The 15,385-nt window shown below is 46.7% G+C and carries 14 protein-coding genes; 7 read left to right on the plus strand and 7 right to left on the minus strand.

Annotated elements, in window-relative coordinates:
- Positions 1-151: 151 nt before the first annotated feature.
- The 3 genes from ACFS25_RS00670 to ACFS25_RS00680 all read left to right on the plus strand — a co-directional run bounded on the left by ACFS25_RS00670 (position 152) and on the right by ACFS25_RS00680 (position 3,363).
- Positions 152-1,411 (plus strand): anthranilate phosphoribosyltransferase, encoded by a 1,260-nt coding sequence (locus ACFS25_RS00670; protein ID WP_381496473.1) that lies wholly within the window; start codon positions 152-154, stop codon positions 1,409-1,411.
- A gap of 158 nt (positions 1,412-1,569) precedes the next feature.
- Positions 1,570-2,778, plus strand: a complete 1,209-nt coding sequence (lhgO, locus tag ACFS25_RS00675) for an L-2-hydroxyglutarate oxidase (RefSeq protein WP_381497399.1) — start codon at positions 1,570-1,572, stop codon at positions 2,776-2,778.
- Between the two features lie 78 nt (positions 2,779-2,856).
- Complete coding sequence (locus tag ACFS25_RS00680; RefSeq protein WP_381496474.1) at positions 2,857-3,363, plus strand: Dps family protein; 507 nt, start codon at positions 2,857-2,859, stop codon at positions 3,361-3,363.
- A gap of 350 nt (positions 3,364-3,713) precedes the next feature.
- Here the strand turns inward: ACFS25_RS00680 and serS are convergent, their stop codons facing one another.
- The 5 genes from serS to ACFS25_RS00705 all read right to left on the minus strand — a co-directional run bounded on the left by serS (position 3,714) and on the right by ACFS25_RS00705 (position 8,096).
- On the minus strand, positions 3,714-4,985 hold the full coding sequence (gene serS, locus ACFS25_RS00685) for a serine--tRNA ligase (RefSeq protein WP_381496475.1): 1,272 nt from the start codon (positions 4,983-4,985) through the stop codon (positions 3,714-3,716).
- A 67-nt stretch (positions 4,986-5,052) separates the two neighbouring features.
- Positions 5,053-6,378, minus strand: a complete 1,326-nt coding sequence (locus ACFS25_RS00690) for an aspartate kinase (protein WP_381496476.1) — start codon at positions 6,376-6,378, stop codon at positions 5,053-5,055.
- 89 nt (positions 6,379-6,467) lie between these two features.
- Positions 6,468-6,968 carry a 6,7-dimethyl-8-ribityllumazine synthase gene (gene ribH, locus ACFS25_RS00695; protein ID WP_381496477.1) on the minus strand — a complete coding sequence of 167 codons (501 nt, stop codon included), beginning with the start codon at positions 6,966-6,968 and terminating at the stop codon, positions 6,468-6,470.
- Between the two features lie 122 nt (positions 6,969-7,090).
- Positions 7,091-7,786, minus strand: a complete 696-nt coding sequence (locus ACFS25_RS00700; RefSeq protein ID WP_381496478.1) for a tetratricopeptide repeat protein — start codon at positions 7,784-7,786, stop codon at positions 7,091-7,093.
- Between the two features lie 67 nt (positions 7,787-7,853).
- Complete coding sequence (locus tag ACFS25_RS00705) at positions 7,854-8,096, minus strand: DUF4926 domain-containing protein (RefSeq protein WP_381496479.1); 243 nt, start codon at positions 8,094-8,096, stop codon at positions 7,854-7,856.
- A 253-nt stretch (positions 8,097-8,349) separates the two neighbouring features.
- Here ACFS25_RS00705 and ACFS25_RS00710 point away from each other — a divergent pair, with 253 nt between their 5' ends.
- Entirely contained in the window at positions 8,350-10,731 is a 2,382-nt protein-coding gene (locus ACFS25_RS00710; RefSeq protein WP_381496480.1) for a TonB-dependent receptor, read from the plus strand.
- A 101-nt stretch (positions 10,732-10,832) separates the two neighbouring features.
- Here ACFS25_RS00710 and ACFS25_RS00715 read toward each other — a convergent pair whose 3' ends face one another.
- Positions 10,833-11,972: a cystathionine gamma-synthase gene (locus ACFS25_RS00715; protein ID WP_381496481.1), complete on the minus strand. Its 1,140-nt coding sequence runs from the start codon at positions 11,970-11,972 to the stop codon at positions 10,833-10,835.
- 87 nt (positions 11,973-12,059) lie between these two features.
- On the opposite strand from ACFS25_RS00715, the gene ACFS25_RS00720 reads away from it, so the two are divergent.
- Positions 12,060-12,731 carry a TVP38/TMEM64 family protein gene (locus ACFS25_RS00720; protein WP_381496482.1) on the plus strand — a complete coding sequence of 224 codons (672 nt, stop codon included), beginning with the start codon at positions 12,060-12,062 and terminating at the stop codon, positions 12,729-12,731.
- A gap of 34 nt (positions 12,732-12,765) precedes the next feature.
- On the opposite strand, the gene ACFS25_RS00725 is transcribed toward ACFS25_RS00720, so the two are convergent.
- Positions 12,766-13,569, minus strand: coding sequence for an alpha/beta fold hydrolase (locus tag ACFS25_RS00725; protein ID WP_381496483.1), 804 nt, complete (start codon positions 13,567-13,569; stop codon positions 12,766-12,768).
- 76 nt (positions 13,570-13,645) lie between these two features.
- On the opposite strand from ACFS25_RS00725, the gene ACFS25_RS00730 reads away from it, so the two are divergent.
- On the plus strand, positions 13,646-14,101 hold the full coding sequence (locus ACFS25_RS00730) for a MaoC family dehydratase (protein WP_381496484.1): 456 nt from the start codon (positions 13,646-13,648) through the stop codon (positions 14,099-14,101).
- 95 nt (positions 14,102-14,196) lie between these two features.
- On the plus strand, positions 14,197-15,366 hold the full coding sequence (locus tag ACFS25_RS00735) for an acyl-CoA dehydrogenase (RefSeq protein ID WP_381496485.1): 1,170 nt from the start codon (positions 14,197-14,199) through the stop codon (positions 15,364-15,366).
- Positions 15,367-15,385: the final 19 nt, after the last annotated feature.

Consider the following 15,385-nt stretch of genomic DNA (forward strand, 5'->3'; position numbering starts at 1 on the left):
TGGATAACAGCTTTGGTATAAGGGATTTTAACCATAAATGCCCCAATGAAACTTATAAAACGTTCATTTTCGATGAGTTAGCCATTAAATAGTCAGTCTTTTTTACTTACTTTTACTTACTCCCTATCTCTCAGATAAACTAGTTATTTATATGGTTCTGGATGTACCTGCCACCAGTACCCCGCTTGGTCGTGGTATCAAACATATTGGCATTGGTAAGTATGGCAGCAAGCCGCTTACCCCCGAACTGCTAGCTGAATGTCGCGCTGCACTGCTCGATCCAACATCCCACCCGTTGCAACGTGGGGCCTTTTTTGGGGCGTTACTAGCGAAAGGCCCGACACCTGAGGAGCGGACCCTGGAAGATGTAATCGGTAAGGGAGCGTTCTCTCATCCGACGTTTTTTATCAATAAAATCTGCCCTGATTTACCGGAGGGTCTGCTTCCTATTGCTACTAAGCTGGTTCGGGGAGCCAATCTACAAGTGACTGAGGCAGAGCAACTAGGCGATTATTTATTTGGTGATGGCCCCTGCGAAACGTTTCGGGGACTGGCGGCTAGTATCATGCGTGTCCGGCACGAAACGAACGAGGAGTATCAAGGCTTGATGCGGGCTTCCGAACGAACGTTCTCGCCCGGTTTCGGCTCAATAAGTTGTGCTGATCGGCCTTTGGTACAACTCGCCGAACCCTTCGATGGCGTTGAAAATAGTTACCTTATAACGCCTTTGCTGGCGCAGTTATTTCAGAAACGCGGTTACGGAGCCGTATCATTGGTTGGGCGGTCGAGTGGACCTAAGTTTACGCTCAACGCGCTTGATTTATACATGCATCTGGGTTGTCAGTTTCTGCAAAGCAACCACGAACTCGACACACCCCTGGCATCTCATGGCTGGGTACTCGATCAAAAAGCCCTGTCTCCTGCGCTCAATCGTTGGGTAGAGCGTCGCCATATTATCATTAAACGTCCATTTTTGGCAACCCTCGAAAAAGTATTGAATCCGTGCCACGCCCAAATTCTGGTTACGTCGGTGTTTCATATTACGTATCAAATGAAAATGGCTGAGCTGGCAATGCTGGCTGGTTTCGATGCCGTTATTGTGCTAAAACGTGGCTTAGAGGGTAGTTTGTCGCCGTCAACAAGCCGGTCGAGCGGAATTTTATGTGCCGTTCGTACCCCACGTGGCCATTTGTTCTTTCAACATTTTGAAGGGGATGCACCTGCATTTGCGGCCTTTCGCACCGAATCTGAACCCGAATATGATCAGCCACAGGCGCTTGATAATGCCCGGCTTGTTCGGCAATTTATGATCGATGGTCAAACAGCAAATGCCGACTTCGATAACCGGGTACATTTTGCCCAGGCTCTTTACGGTCGCGGTCTGGATTGGGTTGAATCTCAGTTGCGGTAATCTCTCCCACTGGTAATAAATAATAGCAAAAACGGGTGTAGCGAGGTTTTCGTTGCGCCCGTTTTTTGCTGATAAACGATGGGGGTACTGTACCTTTGTAAGCCATTGGGTGAGCCCTGACCTAGTTCAGGACTGTTATAAAGCTTGTCCAACGACTTATTGACGGAAGCATGACAGACGTAGTAATTATTGGCGGAGGAATCGTAGGGTTAGCCACCGCTCTGCAATTAAAACAGCAACGACCTGATCTGAAGGTCATTTTGATTGAAAAAGAATCCGCTGTCGCCCGTCACCAAACGGGCCATAACAGCGGTGTTATTCATTCAGGACTTTACTACAAGCCCGGCAGTTTGAAAGCCACCAACTGCATTCGGGGTTATCACATGCTTATCGACTTTTGTACTGCCGAAGGTATACCGTATGACCTTTGCGGAAAAATTGTCGTGGCTACCAAACAGGAAGAATTACCACAATTAGAGACGTTGTACGAACGTGGTCAACTCAACGGTCTTGGCGGATTAAAAAAACTGTCGGTGGCCGAGATGCGCGAAATTGAGCCGCACGTTAAGGGTGTAGCAGGCATGTTCGTTCCTCAAACGGGCATCGTCGATTATAAGCAGGTATCCGACAAATATGCTGAGAAATTTCAGGCTGTCGGGGGTGAAATCCGGCTTAATGAACGTGTTGAACAGGTAACACCCGGAACAAGTTTGAGCATAGTAGTGACAAACAAAAACCGCTACGAAACTAAACTTGTGGTCAACTGCGCTGGATTGTATTCTGATAAAATCGCCCAACTGACGCAACGTGACCCCGTTAATGTACGCATTATACCGTTCCGGGGGGAGTATTTTAAGATTCGGTCAGAGAAGCAATACCTTGTTAAAAATCTGATTTATCCCGTTCCTGATCCCAACTTTCCGTTTCTGGGGGTGCACTTCACGCGCATGATTCATGGGGGCGTAGAGGCTGGCCCAAATGCGGTTCTGGCCTTCCAGCGCGAAGGCTATACCAAATCAGATGTGAATCTGAAAGAACTGTTTGAGACGCTTTCGTGGCCGGGTTTCCAGAAAGTTGCTGCTAAATACTGGCAAACGGGCCTCGGCGAAATGTATCGATCATTCTCAAAGTCTGCCTTCACAAAGGCTTTACAGGAACTTATTCCCGAGGTTCAGGAATCCGATTTGGAGGCCGGGGGCGCAGGCGTTCGGGCACAGGCTTGTGATCGCACAGGCGGTTTGCTGGATGATTTTGCCATTCTGGAAACCGACAAGGCCATTAATGTTGTAAACGCACCTTCACCAGCCGCAACCTCGTCACTGGCTATTGGGCAAACGGTAGCCGAAAAGGTACTGGCTCGATTTTAAGCTACAGTTAATAAACAATATCTATTGAATGGGGTTTTTTTGAGACAGGATTTGTAATCTTATAACCCAGAATTACTCATGGATGCTATTAAGCCAGTAGAAGCGCTCGATACGCCCTCTGACCTCGAAGTAAAAGGCCGGGAGAAGGTGTCGGAATCATTAAATCGGCTGGTAGCCGATGCGTTTGCGCTCTATATCAAAACAAAAAATTTCCATTGGCACATGTCGGGTCGCCATTTCCGAGACTATCATTTATTACTCGATGAACAGGCCGACCAAATTTTTGCAACGATTGATCCGCTAGCTGAACGCGTTCGGAAGATTGGTAATAACACAATCCGGTCTGTGGCACACATTGCCCAATTGCAACGAGTGAAAGATAACGACGAAGATTTTGTGGCTCCTAAAGATATGTTGACGGATTTGATCGCCGAAAATAAGAAGATGGCGAAAAACATGCGCGACGCCCATCAGATTGCCGATGACGCTGAAGATGTGGCTACCGCCAGTCTACTTGAAGTATACATTGACGAAACAGAACGGCGTGTGTGGTTCCTGTTTGAAACCACAAGAGATTTGAATTGACCAAAATTTATTGTGGTGTCGGTTTCTCAAAACCGACACCACAAAACAAAAGCCCGAAATCCAATACTGGATTTCGGGCTTTTGTTTTTATCACTCTGGTTTGGTTTGCCGAATCGTACCGCAGGCGCGGATAGTCGCAACGGCGGACCGTAAAATCTGTCACTTAGTATTCATAAATAGAGTAAATACCCTGTCTCATATACTTATCTGGGTTTCAAAATGAGATACGGTCCGCCGTCGCGACCGTCCGCGGCAGCGGTATGATTCGGCAAATCAATCCCACTCTAGCAAAAATGTACTTGTTTTAAGCTATTCTTAAAGGCAAAATCAACACCCTCAACAAGAGGCAATTAATCAATAACCTCAAAACCACAGTAAGGCACTAAAACTCTAGGGATTTGGATTCCCTCCGGTGTTTGGTTGTTTTCCAGAATAGAAGCCAGAATACGGGGCAGTGCCAGAGCTGAGCCGTTTAATGTGTGCATTAACTGCATTTTACCCTCAAGTTTTGACCGCAGCTTGAGCCGATTAGCCTGATAGGTTTCAAAATTCGACACCGAGCTAACTTCCAGCCAACGTTGCTGTGCCGCCGACCAAACTTCCATATCATAGGTTAGCGCTGAGGTGAAGCTCATATCGCCCCCGCAAAGCCGCAGGACACGGTAGGGAAGTTCCAACTTTTGCAGCACGCTCTGAACGTGCAGGCTCATTTCTTCCAGTGCTGCATAAGAATTTTCAGGCTTTTCGATTCGGACCAGTTCCACCTTGTCGAACTGGTGCAGCCGATTCAATCCCCGAACATGGGCGCCCCATGAACCCGCTTCGCGTCGGAAACAGGGTGTATAGCCAACATTCTTAACCGGCAACTGATTTTCGGGCAAAATAACATCACGGTACATATTCGTGATGGGCACTTCGGCAGTCGGAATCAGGTAGAGTTTTTCTTCGGTGATATAATACATCTGCCCTTCTTTATCAGGCAGTTGACCCGTAGCAAAACCTGACTCTTCATTGACTACAATAGGCGGTTGTACTTCCATATAACCGGCTTTCGTAGCTTCATCGAGGAAGAAATTAATCATCGCCCGCTGAATTCGAGCCCCTTTGCCCTTATATACCGGAAAGCCCGCCCCCGCAATTTTAACACCCAACTCGAAGTCGATAATATCGTATTTCTTGATCAACTCCCAGTGCGGTTGAGCCTTATCATAAAGAGCAGGTTTATCGCCATGTTCCAAAATGACCTCGTTATCGTCAGCGTTACGACCTTCGGGAACACTGCTGTGAGGCAAGTTGGGAATGGTTACCAGAATTGCTTGCAAGTCAGCCTCTACCTGGCGGAGCGTATCGGCGAAGTCTTTCGAACGAATTTTCAGGTCGGCAGTTTCGGCCTTTGACGCTTCGGCAGCCGCCTTATCACCAGCCTTCATTAATGCCCCAATCTGACCCGCTTTAGCGTTCGATTGCGACAGCACATCGTCAAGTTCGCGTTGTGTATCGCGTCGTTGCTGGTCGAGCGTTAGGACTTGATCAACAACCATCTCGGCGTTGGCGAAATGTTTCTTACGAAGGCCCGCCAACGTGGTGTCTTTATTTTCGCGGATGAAATTGACTTGTAGCATTGTTAATGTTTTTTATCTATCACGCGTTTGGCTCTGGCATAGGTTCTCACCCTGCAAGGACTGAAAATTACACCAAAAAAAGCCCATCATTCAAGGCGTTCAGAGCCTCAACTTTGTAACGTCCATGTACGAGTAAAGAAAGATTACTTTCTGTGCCGCCATACGAAATCATCCGGATGGGAATGGTATGCATAGCGTTGAAAACTCGCAAGGCAACTCCCTCATTATCAGCACTGAAGTTGCCAACGATGCAAATAATTGTCTGATCGTGATCGGGCTCTTCGAGCGTACAGAATGTATTTAGTTCATCCGTAATCTCCTGAAGCCGGTCTGTATTATCAATCGTGACCGATACCGATACTTCGGAGGTTGCCAGCATGTCGACCGGCGTTTTATATTTCTCGAAAATCTCAAAAATCCGGCGTAAAAAGCCGTACGCGTTCAACATTCGGGTTGAGTGAATATACAAGGCCGTGATGCCATCTTTGGCCGCAATAGCCTTAAACACCTCACTTGATGTACGGTCGGCAATGAGCGTCCCGGCTGCACTGGGGTCCATCGTATTTTTCAGCCGCACTGGTACGCCAAACATCCGGGCGGGTGTAATGGTGGATGGATGCAGGATTTTCGCTCCGAAATAAGCTAATTCGGCGGCTTCGTCGAAGGTCAACTCACGAACCGGGAACGTATTTTTGACAATACGTGGGTCGTTATTGTGCATCCCGTCGATGTCCGTCCAAATCTGGATTTCCTCTGCACGAATGGCTCCGCCAATCAGTGAAGCTGTATAATCCGAACCACCTCGCTTTAAATTGTCTACTTCACCGCGCGGGTTTCTGCAAATAAAGCCCTGCGTGACAATGATCTGCTTATCCTCGTGCTGAGATAATAACTCAGCCAGTTTCTGTTCTGTAAAGTGAATCTCAGGCTCATTGTCGGCGTCTATTCGCATAAACTCCAGCGCTGGCAACAGTGCAGAATGAATGCCTTCTTCGACCAGATACGCCTGAAAAATCTGCGTACTCAACAATTCGCCCTCGGCTACCAGCTCTTTTTCCTGCTTGAGTGTAAAGGGTTTGATGCCTATCAACGACCGAATAAACGAAAACTCATTATCGACAACTTGCTGCCCAGCTGTTTTCCCTTCCGTTGTTTTGTAGAGTTCGCCGATAAAATCGTCGTAATGTGCTTTCAACGTATCAATCTTAGTATCAGCCTCGGCATCGTTGTTCGCTTTCAGCGATTCACCAATGGCTAACAAAGCGTTGGTCGTGCCAGACAAAGCCGACAGGACGACGATTTTTCGGGTATCGTCGCTAGTAATCAGGGTACGGATGGAGTGCATACGCTCGGGTTTTCCGACCGATGTGCCGCCAAATTTCCAGACGTGCATAATAGTGAAAGAATGAATAAAGGGTCCGCCGTAGCGGTGAAAGATTAAGAGAAATTTGAGCTTTACCCGCTCTTTCTGTCCATCAATCTTTAAAATTTACTGTAAACTTGTTCCTGCAAACCGAGCATTTTAACGGCTGTGATGGCGGCTTCGTCGCCTTTATTGCCGTGCTTTCCGCCCGCCCGGTCAAGAGCTTGTTGCTGGTCATTGGGTGTCAGCACACCAAAAATAACGGGTTTGCCAGTTTGTAACCCGACGTTCGTTAAGCCCTGTGCTACCGCATGATTGATGTAATCATTGTGTTTGGTTTCGCCTTGAATGACGCAACCGAGCGCAATAATGGCATCAATATCGTCGCGTTGGGCGAACCATAATGCTCCCAAACTCAATTCGTAACTACCGGGCACATTGCCGCGAATAATGTTTTCGGGCTTCGCTCCATGCTGAAGCAGTGTTTGGTAAGCCCCATCGAACAAGGCTTCGGTCACTTCCGCGTTCCACTCAGAAACCAGAATCGCAAACCGTCGTTGACTTATATCGGGTAATTCGTCTGTTGAAAAGACGCTAAGATTTTTTAAGTCTGATGCCATTTTTTGTTTTATTATACTGGAATGTCCAACATTGCGGTTTCAATCCGGCAGGAAATCCAAAAATAAAAAAGGACAAAACCACGTCGGCTTTGTCCTTTGCTGTATTGATTTATTCAGTACGCTTACGACTCGCCGACCAATGCCTCTAGTACGGATTTGTACTTTTTCGCATTAGCAGACTCAGCCGATTGGCCGTACTTCTCAATAATCTGGTTATAAGCCTCGATAGCTTTATCGTTCTGTTTCGCTTGCTCATAAGCAATAGCTAACTTAAACAGATAACCGGGCGTAAAAAATTTATTAGGCTTGTAATCAGCCGCTTTCCGATAATAATCGGCAGCTTCGTCAAAGCTTTTCTTCTCCATGTATGCATCGCCGGTGAGCGCATAGGCGCGGGCCTGCACCAGAAAATCTGATGAACTAAAGCTCTTCAGATGCTCAATAGCCTCGTCGTATTTGCCTTCTTTCAACAAACCAAGACCAGCATAAAACTCGGCCAGATTTCCGCTTGGTGTCGAACCATAGCTATCAGCAACTGCCAATAGACCAGGGCTTTTGCCATCGCCGTTGAGGGCTTTTTTCAGCGAATCGGCTTCAAGCTGATAAACCGATGGGAACAGTTCAACTTGTGCTGTTTCATCCTGGCTGCTTACATAATACCGATAGCCGAAAAAACCGACAACCAGCAGTACAATACCACCGATGATACCCACCACAATATTTCTGTTCTGCTGGAAGTAATCACCAACATCTTCTAATCTTCCTTCTAATGCGTCTGGGTCTTCTAAAAAGTCCAAGCCGGGGTTCTTCTTGCTCATGCTTTTGCAATTTGGATTGCAAAATTAGGAATATTTACCATGATGGAAAAGCGTAAGCCTCAAAACTTTACGATTCACTTGTTTCTTGTAGATCCATATCGCGTACGGCCAGTACTTCCGACGAGCGTACGGGCCTAATTTGGTGCGATAATAGTGTCTCAATGGCTACTGCCTCACCGGTCATCGTTACGAATTCAACCTCAAAAGCTTTGCCTTCATTATAAACGGTTAGAATCGTGCCAACGTCACCTGTTTTTAGGCGACAGTCGGCTATATCTTCCTGTAGCACAACTAAATCAAACTCGCTCATACTATTACTATACTAGTTCTGAAATAAAAACGACAACAGTAAAATCTTGTTTTGTTAAATTTGAGTTAACTTTGCTCCCGCTAATCTTCTAAGGGGTGCCCTAACCTAACGGGCTGAGATTATACCCATTGAACCTGCGCGGGTAATGCCGTGAAGGGAAATGTATTCATAGATTGTGTCTGTGAGTGTTTACAAAAACTATACCTAACAAAAGGTAGGTTCGGCCCCTTGCCTATCGTCACTTTTTTTCATTATGAAAAAAACGACGACTTATCTTATTTTATTGGTAGCCTTACTATGGCTATCAACTCTGCCCGCCTGGGCACAACGCACAATTTCAGGTACTGTCAGTGATGCTGATGGCGGCACATTGCCCGGTGCGGCCGTTGTGCTCGAAGGCACTTACAAAGGCACATTTACGGATGCTACTGGTACCTTTCGACTAACAAATCTAAAGCCGGTCACTCTGTCAATACAGGTGTCAATGCTAGGGTACGAAACTCAAAGCCAGACGATTGACCCATCTCAAAACGGTACACTTGCCATAAAATTAGTCAGGACAGCGGTAGCCGTTGATGAAGTTGTCGTGAGCGCGACGCGAGCTAACCAGAAGTCGGCAATTGCTTATACTGATGTTACGCGCCGGGATTTAAACAAATTGAATTTAGGGCAGGATATACCGCAACTGCTCAATTTCACTCCCTCCATCGTTACTACATCTGATGCCGGTGCGGGTGTAGGTTATACGGGTATTCGCATTCGCGGTTCCGACGCAACACGGGTAAACGTGACGCTTAACGGTATCCCGTACAATGACGCCGAATCGCAGGGAACATTTTTTGTGAATATGCCCGATTTCGCGTCATCGGTCAGCACAGTTCAGATTCAGCGGGGCGTTGGCACATCGACCAATGGTGCGGGTGCGTTTGGTGCGTCGGTCAATATTCAAACGAACAAGCTGGAACAGAAACCGTACGCCGAAGTGAATATGTCGGGCGGTTCGTTTGGTACGCGAAAAGTGAACGTGCTCGTTGGAACGGGCCTTTTAAATAATCACTTTGTCTTAGATGCCCGTCTATCGAAAATTCATTCCGATGGATATATCGACCGGGCTTTCTCCGACTTGAAATCGTTTTATATCTCCGGTGGCTATTATACCAAAAAAAGTTTCTTTCGGCTAAATGTGTTTTCGGGTCAGGAGCAAACGTATCAGGCCTGGAACGGCGTACCAGAAAACCTGCTAAAGACCGACCGGACTTACAATTCATTTACGTATGACAATCAGACTGATAACTATCAGCAGGATAATTATCAGTTGATTAGCTCCCATGAGTTGACTAAAAACTGGCGGGCTAATCTGTCATTTTTTTACACGAAAGGAAAAGGCTATTATGAAGAATTCAGGCCGCAGGATGCCTATAGTAAGTACGGCCTTCCAAATGTTGTTATTGGCGACTCGACCATCCGGCAAACCGATTTAATTCGGCGGCTCTGGCTGGACAATGATTTTTATGGTGGCGTTTTTTCGTTCGACTATAACAGTTTCGGTAAGCTGACGGCTAATATTGGCGGGGGCTGGAATCAGTATAAAGGGGCGCACTATGGTGAGATTATCTGGGAACGCGTTGCCGGGAATACCAATATCCGCGACCGCTACTACGAAGACAATGCAACCAAACGCGATTTTAACCTGTATGCCAAGGCGTTTTATCAGTTAACGCCGAAGCTTAACGGCTTCGTTGATGCACAGATTCGTACGGTAGATTATTCGTTTCTAGGCTACAACAGCCAATTACAGAATGTACAGCAGAATGCGAAACTAACATTCTTCAATCCGAAGGCTGGCCTGACGTATACGATCAATGACCGCAGTACAGCCTATGCTTCGGTAGGCGTGGGTCAGCGTGAGCCGAATCGTAACGACTACACACAATCGACGCCCGAAAGCCGGCCCAAAGCAGAGAAGTTGATTGATTATGAAGCGGGTTATAAAGTTCAGACTCAGAACCTTGCCTTCACGGTTAATGGCTATTACATGAATTACCGCAATCAGTTGGTGCTTTCTGGTAAGCTAAACGACGTGGGCGCTGCTAACCGGGTGAACGTTGCGAATAGTTATCGGGCTGGGCTGGAACTTGAATTGGGCACTCGGCTGGCCAAACAACTTCGCTGGAATGTAAACGCTACGTTTAGTCAAAACAAGGTTCGAAACTTCACGGAGTATTTAGATAATTTCGACAATGGCCAGCAGGAAAGCCGTCAATACAGCCGGACGGATATTTCGTTTTCACCAAATGCTATTGCCGGGTCTCAGTTATTATTTATGCCCGCCAAAGGGCTGGAAGTAGGACTACTCTCGAAATACGTAGGCAAACAATACATGGATAATACGTCGAACGAAAGCCGCAAACTGAATTCTTACTTTACAAACGACATCCGGCTGATTTATAGCCTAAAACCCAAGTTTGCTCAAGAAATCGTCTTCACGGTGTTGTTTAATAACGTCTTCAATGAGTTGTACGAATCGAATGGCTATACCTACGCCTACATTTCGGAAGGGAAAGTAACGGCAGATAACGGATATTACCCACAAGCAGGACGAAATTTTCTGGCGGGGATTAGAGTGAGATTTTAACTAAAATAGAACTTCGGGGTATTCGGGGTAATAGATTGAGCCGATCAGAGTGTATAAAACCTCTGTTAATCGGCTCAATCTATTACCCCCGAGGTTTCTTATCAACCAATCGCCTGTGCCAGATCCTGGATTAAGTCGTCAACATCCTCAATACCGACACTGAGTCGGATGAGGGTGTCTTTCAGGCCATTCTTGTGCCTTTCTTCTTTCGGAATGCTGGCGTGCGTCATACTGGCGGGGTGTGTGCAAAGCGACTCAACGCCCCCCAATGATTCGGCCAGGGAGAACACGTGAAAACTTTCCATTAATCGAACCGCTTCGGGCATTGAATCACCTTTCAGCTCGAATGACAGCATTCCACCAAAATCACGCATTTGCCGTTTCGCTAACTCATGACCGGGATGCGATGTCAAACCGGGATAATGAACCTGACTCACCTTGGGGTGTTGTTGCAAGTAGTGAGCAACTTTCATGGCATTTTCGCAGTGGCGCTGCATCCTGACATGCAAAGTTTTAATGCCGCGCAACACTAGGAAACAATCCTGTGGACCCGGTACCGCTCCGCAGGCATTTTGGATAAACGCCAGGCGCTGGGCCGTTTCATCGTCGTTCAGGATAATAGCTCCCATGACCGTGTCGGAGTGCCCACCGAGGTATTTCGTAACCGAGTGCATCACCATATCAGCCCCTAAATCAAGCGGATTTTGTAGGTAGGGCGACGCAAATGTGTTGTCTACAACAAGCTGAATATTATGTGGCTTGGTGATGGCCGCCACAGCCGCAATGTCTACTAAACGCAGCAACGGGTTCGTTGGGGTCTCAATCCAGACCATTTTAGTGGAAGGTGTTATGGCTGCTTCCAGATTGGCCGGGTCTTCTAAACCAACAAATTTAAATTTAAGACCAAATTCCTGAAATACGCGCACCATAATCCGGTACGTACCACCGTAGAGGTCGTTACTGGCAATGATTTCGTCGCCGGGTTTGAATAGTTTAAGAATGGCGTCGGTTGCACCCAAGCCTGATGAGTAACAAATGCCGTATTTTCCGTTTTCAAGAGCAGCCAGATTATCTTGTAGAACCGTCCGGGTTGGATTCTGAGTCCGGGCGTATTCGTAGCCTTTGTGCTTACCCGGCGACTCCTGAACGTAGGTCGAGGTTTGATAAATAGGCGTCATAATCGCGCCCGTTGTGGGGTCCGGCTCAATACCGGCATGGATGGCTTTGGTTCCGAATTTCATGCTCAAATGTAACGAAGAATGTCACGTAGAGTGATACCCTGTACGACAAGGTCAAACTACAACGGCCATTTACCCGTTTGATAGAATGTGAAGTTAGCTATTCCTAAAAAAATTGCGGGCCCAGCCTTTGCAGGGGTCATTTTATCGGTAACGCCAATTGTGTTTACCTCCCTGCTGACCTACTATGCTGTAGTTCATGAAGCCACCATTGCTGGATTCACTGCCTGGCAATGGGCAGGCATAACTCTTGCGTGTGCAATTACATCGGCTGGACTGACTCCACCAACGATGTTAGCCCTGATTTTTGGCTATTTTCTGGGTTGGCAAGCTGTTTTGCCGCTTTTTGTTATCAATTTTGGCGGTATTCTGTTCATTAATCTACTTGTTCACTGGCTCGATCATGACCGATTTTTGACTTTTTTACGTCGTAATCCTAAAGCGCAATCGGTGCTGGACCGGATTTTGAACAACGAGTTAGAAGTTATTTTCTTTGCCAAACTATCGCCTATTCTTCCCTTTGGCCTGACTAATTTGCTGTTTGCCCTATCGGGGGCACGGCTAAAAAATATTTTGCTGGGTGGTTTTCTGGGAATGACACCCCGAACGTTGCTGGCTATCTGGTCTGGTCACGAAGCCCGCGAAATAAAAGCGCTGCTAGAAAATCCGAATCAAAGTTCATGGACACAGATCGTTATAATTGGGTTAATCGTTGTCTCCATTGCCGGACTTTGGCAGGTTATACAACGGTCCCTAAAATAGCACTGAAAAGGTAGTCGTTTGTTTCACACTTGAGTTATTTCAATTGCTCGGATACTAGCTCAATCAAATGATTATGACCCGTTTGTAAAGCGGTCAATTCATAGTGGCAAAGTCGTTTGGTTAGTGGAAGAATATGCGAACCGGGTACAATGCGGTCAAACGCTCCTGTAAAAAAACGGGTCCGTATCTTATTGTCATTCAGTATTTTAGAAATGGAGTCTAGGTTTGGGTAGAGTAAGCGGAATTGGGTCCAGCTTTTATAGACTAGGTCTCGCTGTTCGGGCGTACTCAGAGAGATTTCGGCAAAACGCATAACTGTTCGATTCAACAAACCGAGCCTCGTTAGCATATGGCCAAACGTAGTTAGCATAGATAAATGCCGCAGTACGTATCGAAACAGGTTGCGTCCCAGACTGAAATCTGTTGCCAACCGATACCAAAAAGTACGTGTGATGCCATCAGGAGCAATAAGTATAAGCTGCTCGAGCCGATCTGCGATGGTTCCGACCGTTGCCAGTGCAAATCGTCCCCCCATGCTGAAACCCAACAGCGAAAGTCTGTCAATGCCCTGTGCCTGCAAAAATTGACTGATTAACTGGTCCCAGAAAAGTTTAGTCAGTGGCTGATTTCCGGCGTAATGACTGTTGCCATGAAAGAATAGATCAATGGCGAAAATAGTAAATCGCTCGCCGAGGGATTTTTCCAGAACGGTAAAAACTTGACTGTTCTGCCCAAAGCCATGAAATGCTAGAAGCACAGACGAACCACTGCCAAATTTCTGGTAAGCAATATGGCTATCGTTAAACGTAAATTCGTGGGCATTGGTCGTTTCAGGCATACGTACAAAATTAAGTGCGGTGGCTAATAAACAATCTTGGCCATCCGCTCTTATACATCATATCCATAGTATCCTTATGCATATCTTCACCGATCTGGCTCATTTTTCGGCTTATGTCGGGCAGTCGCTTGGGGTAACCGAGTACCTGACTATAACACAGAATATGGTCGATCTCTTTGCGCAGGCTACCGGAGACCATCAGTGGATTCATACCGACCCTGAGCGAGCCGCCGATGAATCACCTTATAAAACGACTATTGCGCACGGCTTCCTGACACTTTCGCTGGCCCCGAAACTACTGGCTGAACTCTACCGGATTGAATCGGTGAAGATGGGTATCAATTACGGAGCTAACAAAATCCGGTTTACAAATGCTGTTCCTGTTGGTAGTCGTTTACGAATGAGCGCTAATTTGCAACAGGTTGAACAGCAAGGTAATGGTATTCGGGTTATTATGGAATGCAGATTCGAAATAGAGCATTCTCCGAAACCGGCCTGCATCGCCGAATTGATTACACTATTGTTTGAGTGAGGCAATAGTATGCATGCATACTATTGCCTCTTTTTTCTTACTTTTACCCTATTCACAACAAGCAATTCATAACAACTAAAATCAACGCAAGTCAAATGGCATCGGCAACGCTTGAATTACAGGGATTGAATTTTAATTTGTCGGAAGAGCATCTTGCTGTGCAGGAAGCGGCCCGCGATTTTGCGCAAAATGAGCTATTGCCTGGTATTGTCGAGCGCGATAACGAAGCTCGGTTTCCGACCGAGCAAGTGAAACGCATGGGCGAACTGGGATTTTTAGGTATGATGGTATCACCAGACTACGGCGGGGGCGGTATGGATACCGTTTCTTATGTGCTGGCGATGGAGGAAATCTCTAAAATTGATGCGTCGGCTTCTGTTATTATGTCGGTCAATAACTCATTGGTCTGTTATGGATTGGAGGCTTACGGTACGGAAGCACAGAAGCAAAAATACCTTACGCGCCTGGCTACCGGCGAGATACTTGGCGCGTTTTGCCTGTCGGAGCCTGAAGCTGGTTCGGATGCTACCTCACAGGCAACTATGGCCGAAGATAAAGGCGATTATTATTTAGTGAACGGGACCAAAAACTGGATTACAAACGGCGGGTCATCCGGGGTTTGCTTAGTCGTTGCACAGACAGATCGGGCAAAAAAACATCGGGGCATTAACTGTCTGATTGTCGAAAAGGGTCTCCCTGGGTTTGTCGTAGGAAAAAAAGAAGACAAAATGGGCATTCGGGCGTCAGATACGCACTCGTTGCTCTTCACAGATGTGCAGGTACCAAAAGAAAATCGCATTGGTGAAGATGGATTTGGCTTTAAGTTTGCCATGTCGACGCTCAATGGTGGGCGTATTGGCATTGCTGCGCAAGCACTGGGTATTGCCGCTGGCGCGTATGAATTGGCTTTAAAATATAGTCAGGAGCGAAAAGCATTTGGTAAGCAAATCTTTGACCATCAGGCTATTCAATTTAAGTTGGCCGAGATGGTAACCAAAATTGAAGCTGCCCGTTTACTGGTTTATAAAGCCGCCCGGTTCAAAGACGAACACAAGGATTACGTACAGGCTGCGGCCATGGCAAAACTATTCGCGTCGGAGGTGGCTATGTGGGCTACAACCGAAGCCGTGCAGATTCATGGAGGCTATGGCTACGTGAAAGAATTTCATGTAGAGCGATTCATGCGTGATGCAAAAATCACCCAGATTTACGAGGGTACTTCCGAAATACAAAAATTAGTAATAGCCCGAGAACTCGTTCGTTAAGGCTTTTCTTGGTAAAATA

The sequence above is a fragment of the Spirosoma flavum genome (assembly GCF_042686045.1).
GTDB classification, from domain to species: domain Bacteria; phylum Bacteroidota; class Bacteroidia; order Cytophagales; family Spirosomataceae; genus Spirosoma; species Spirosoma flavum.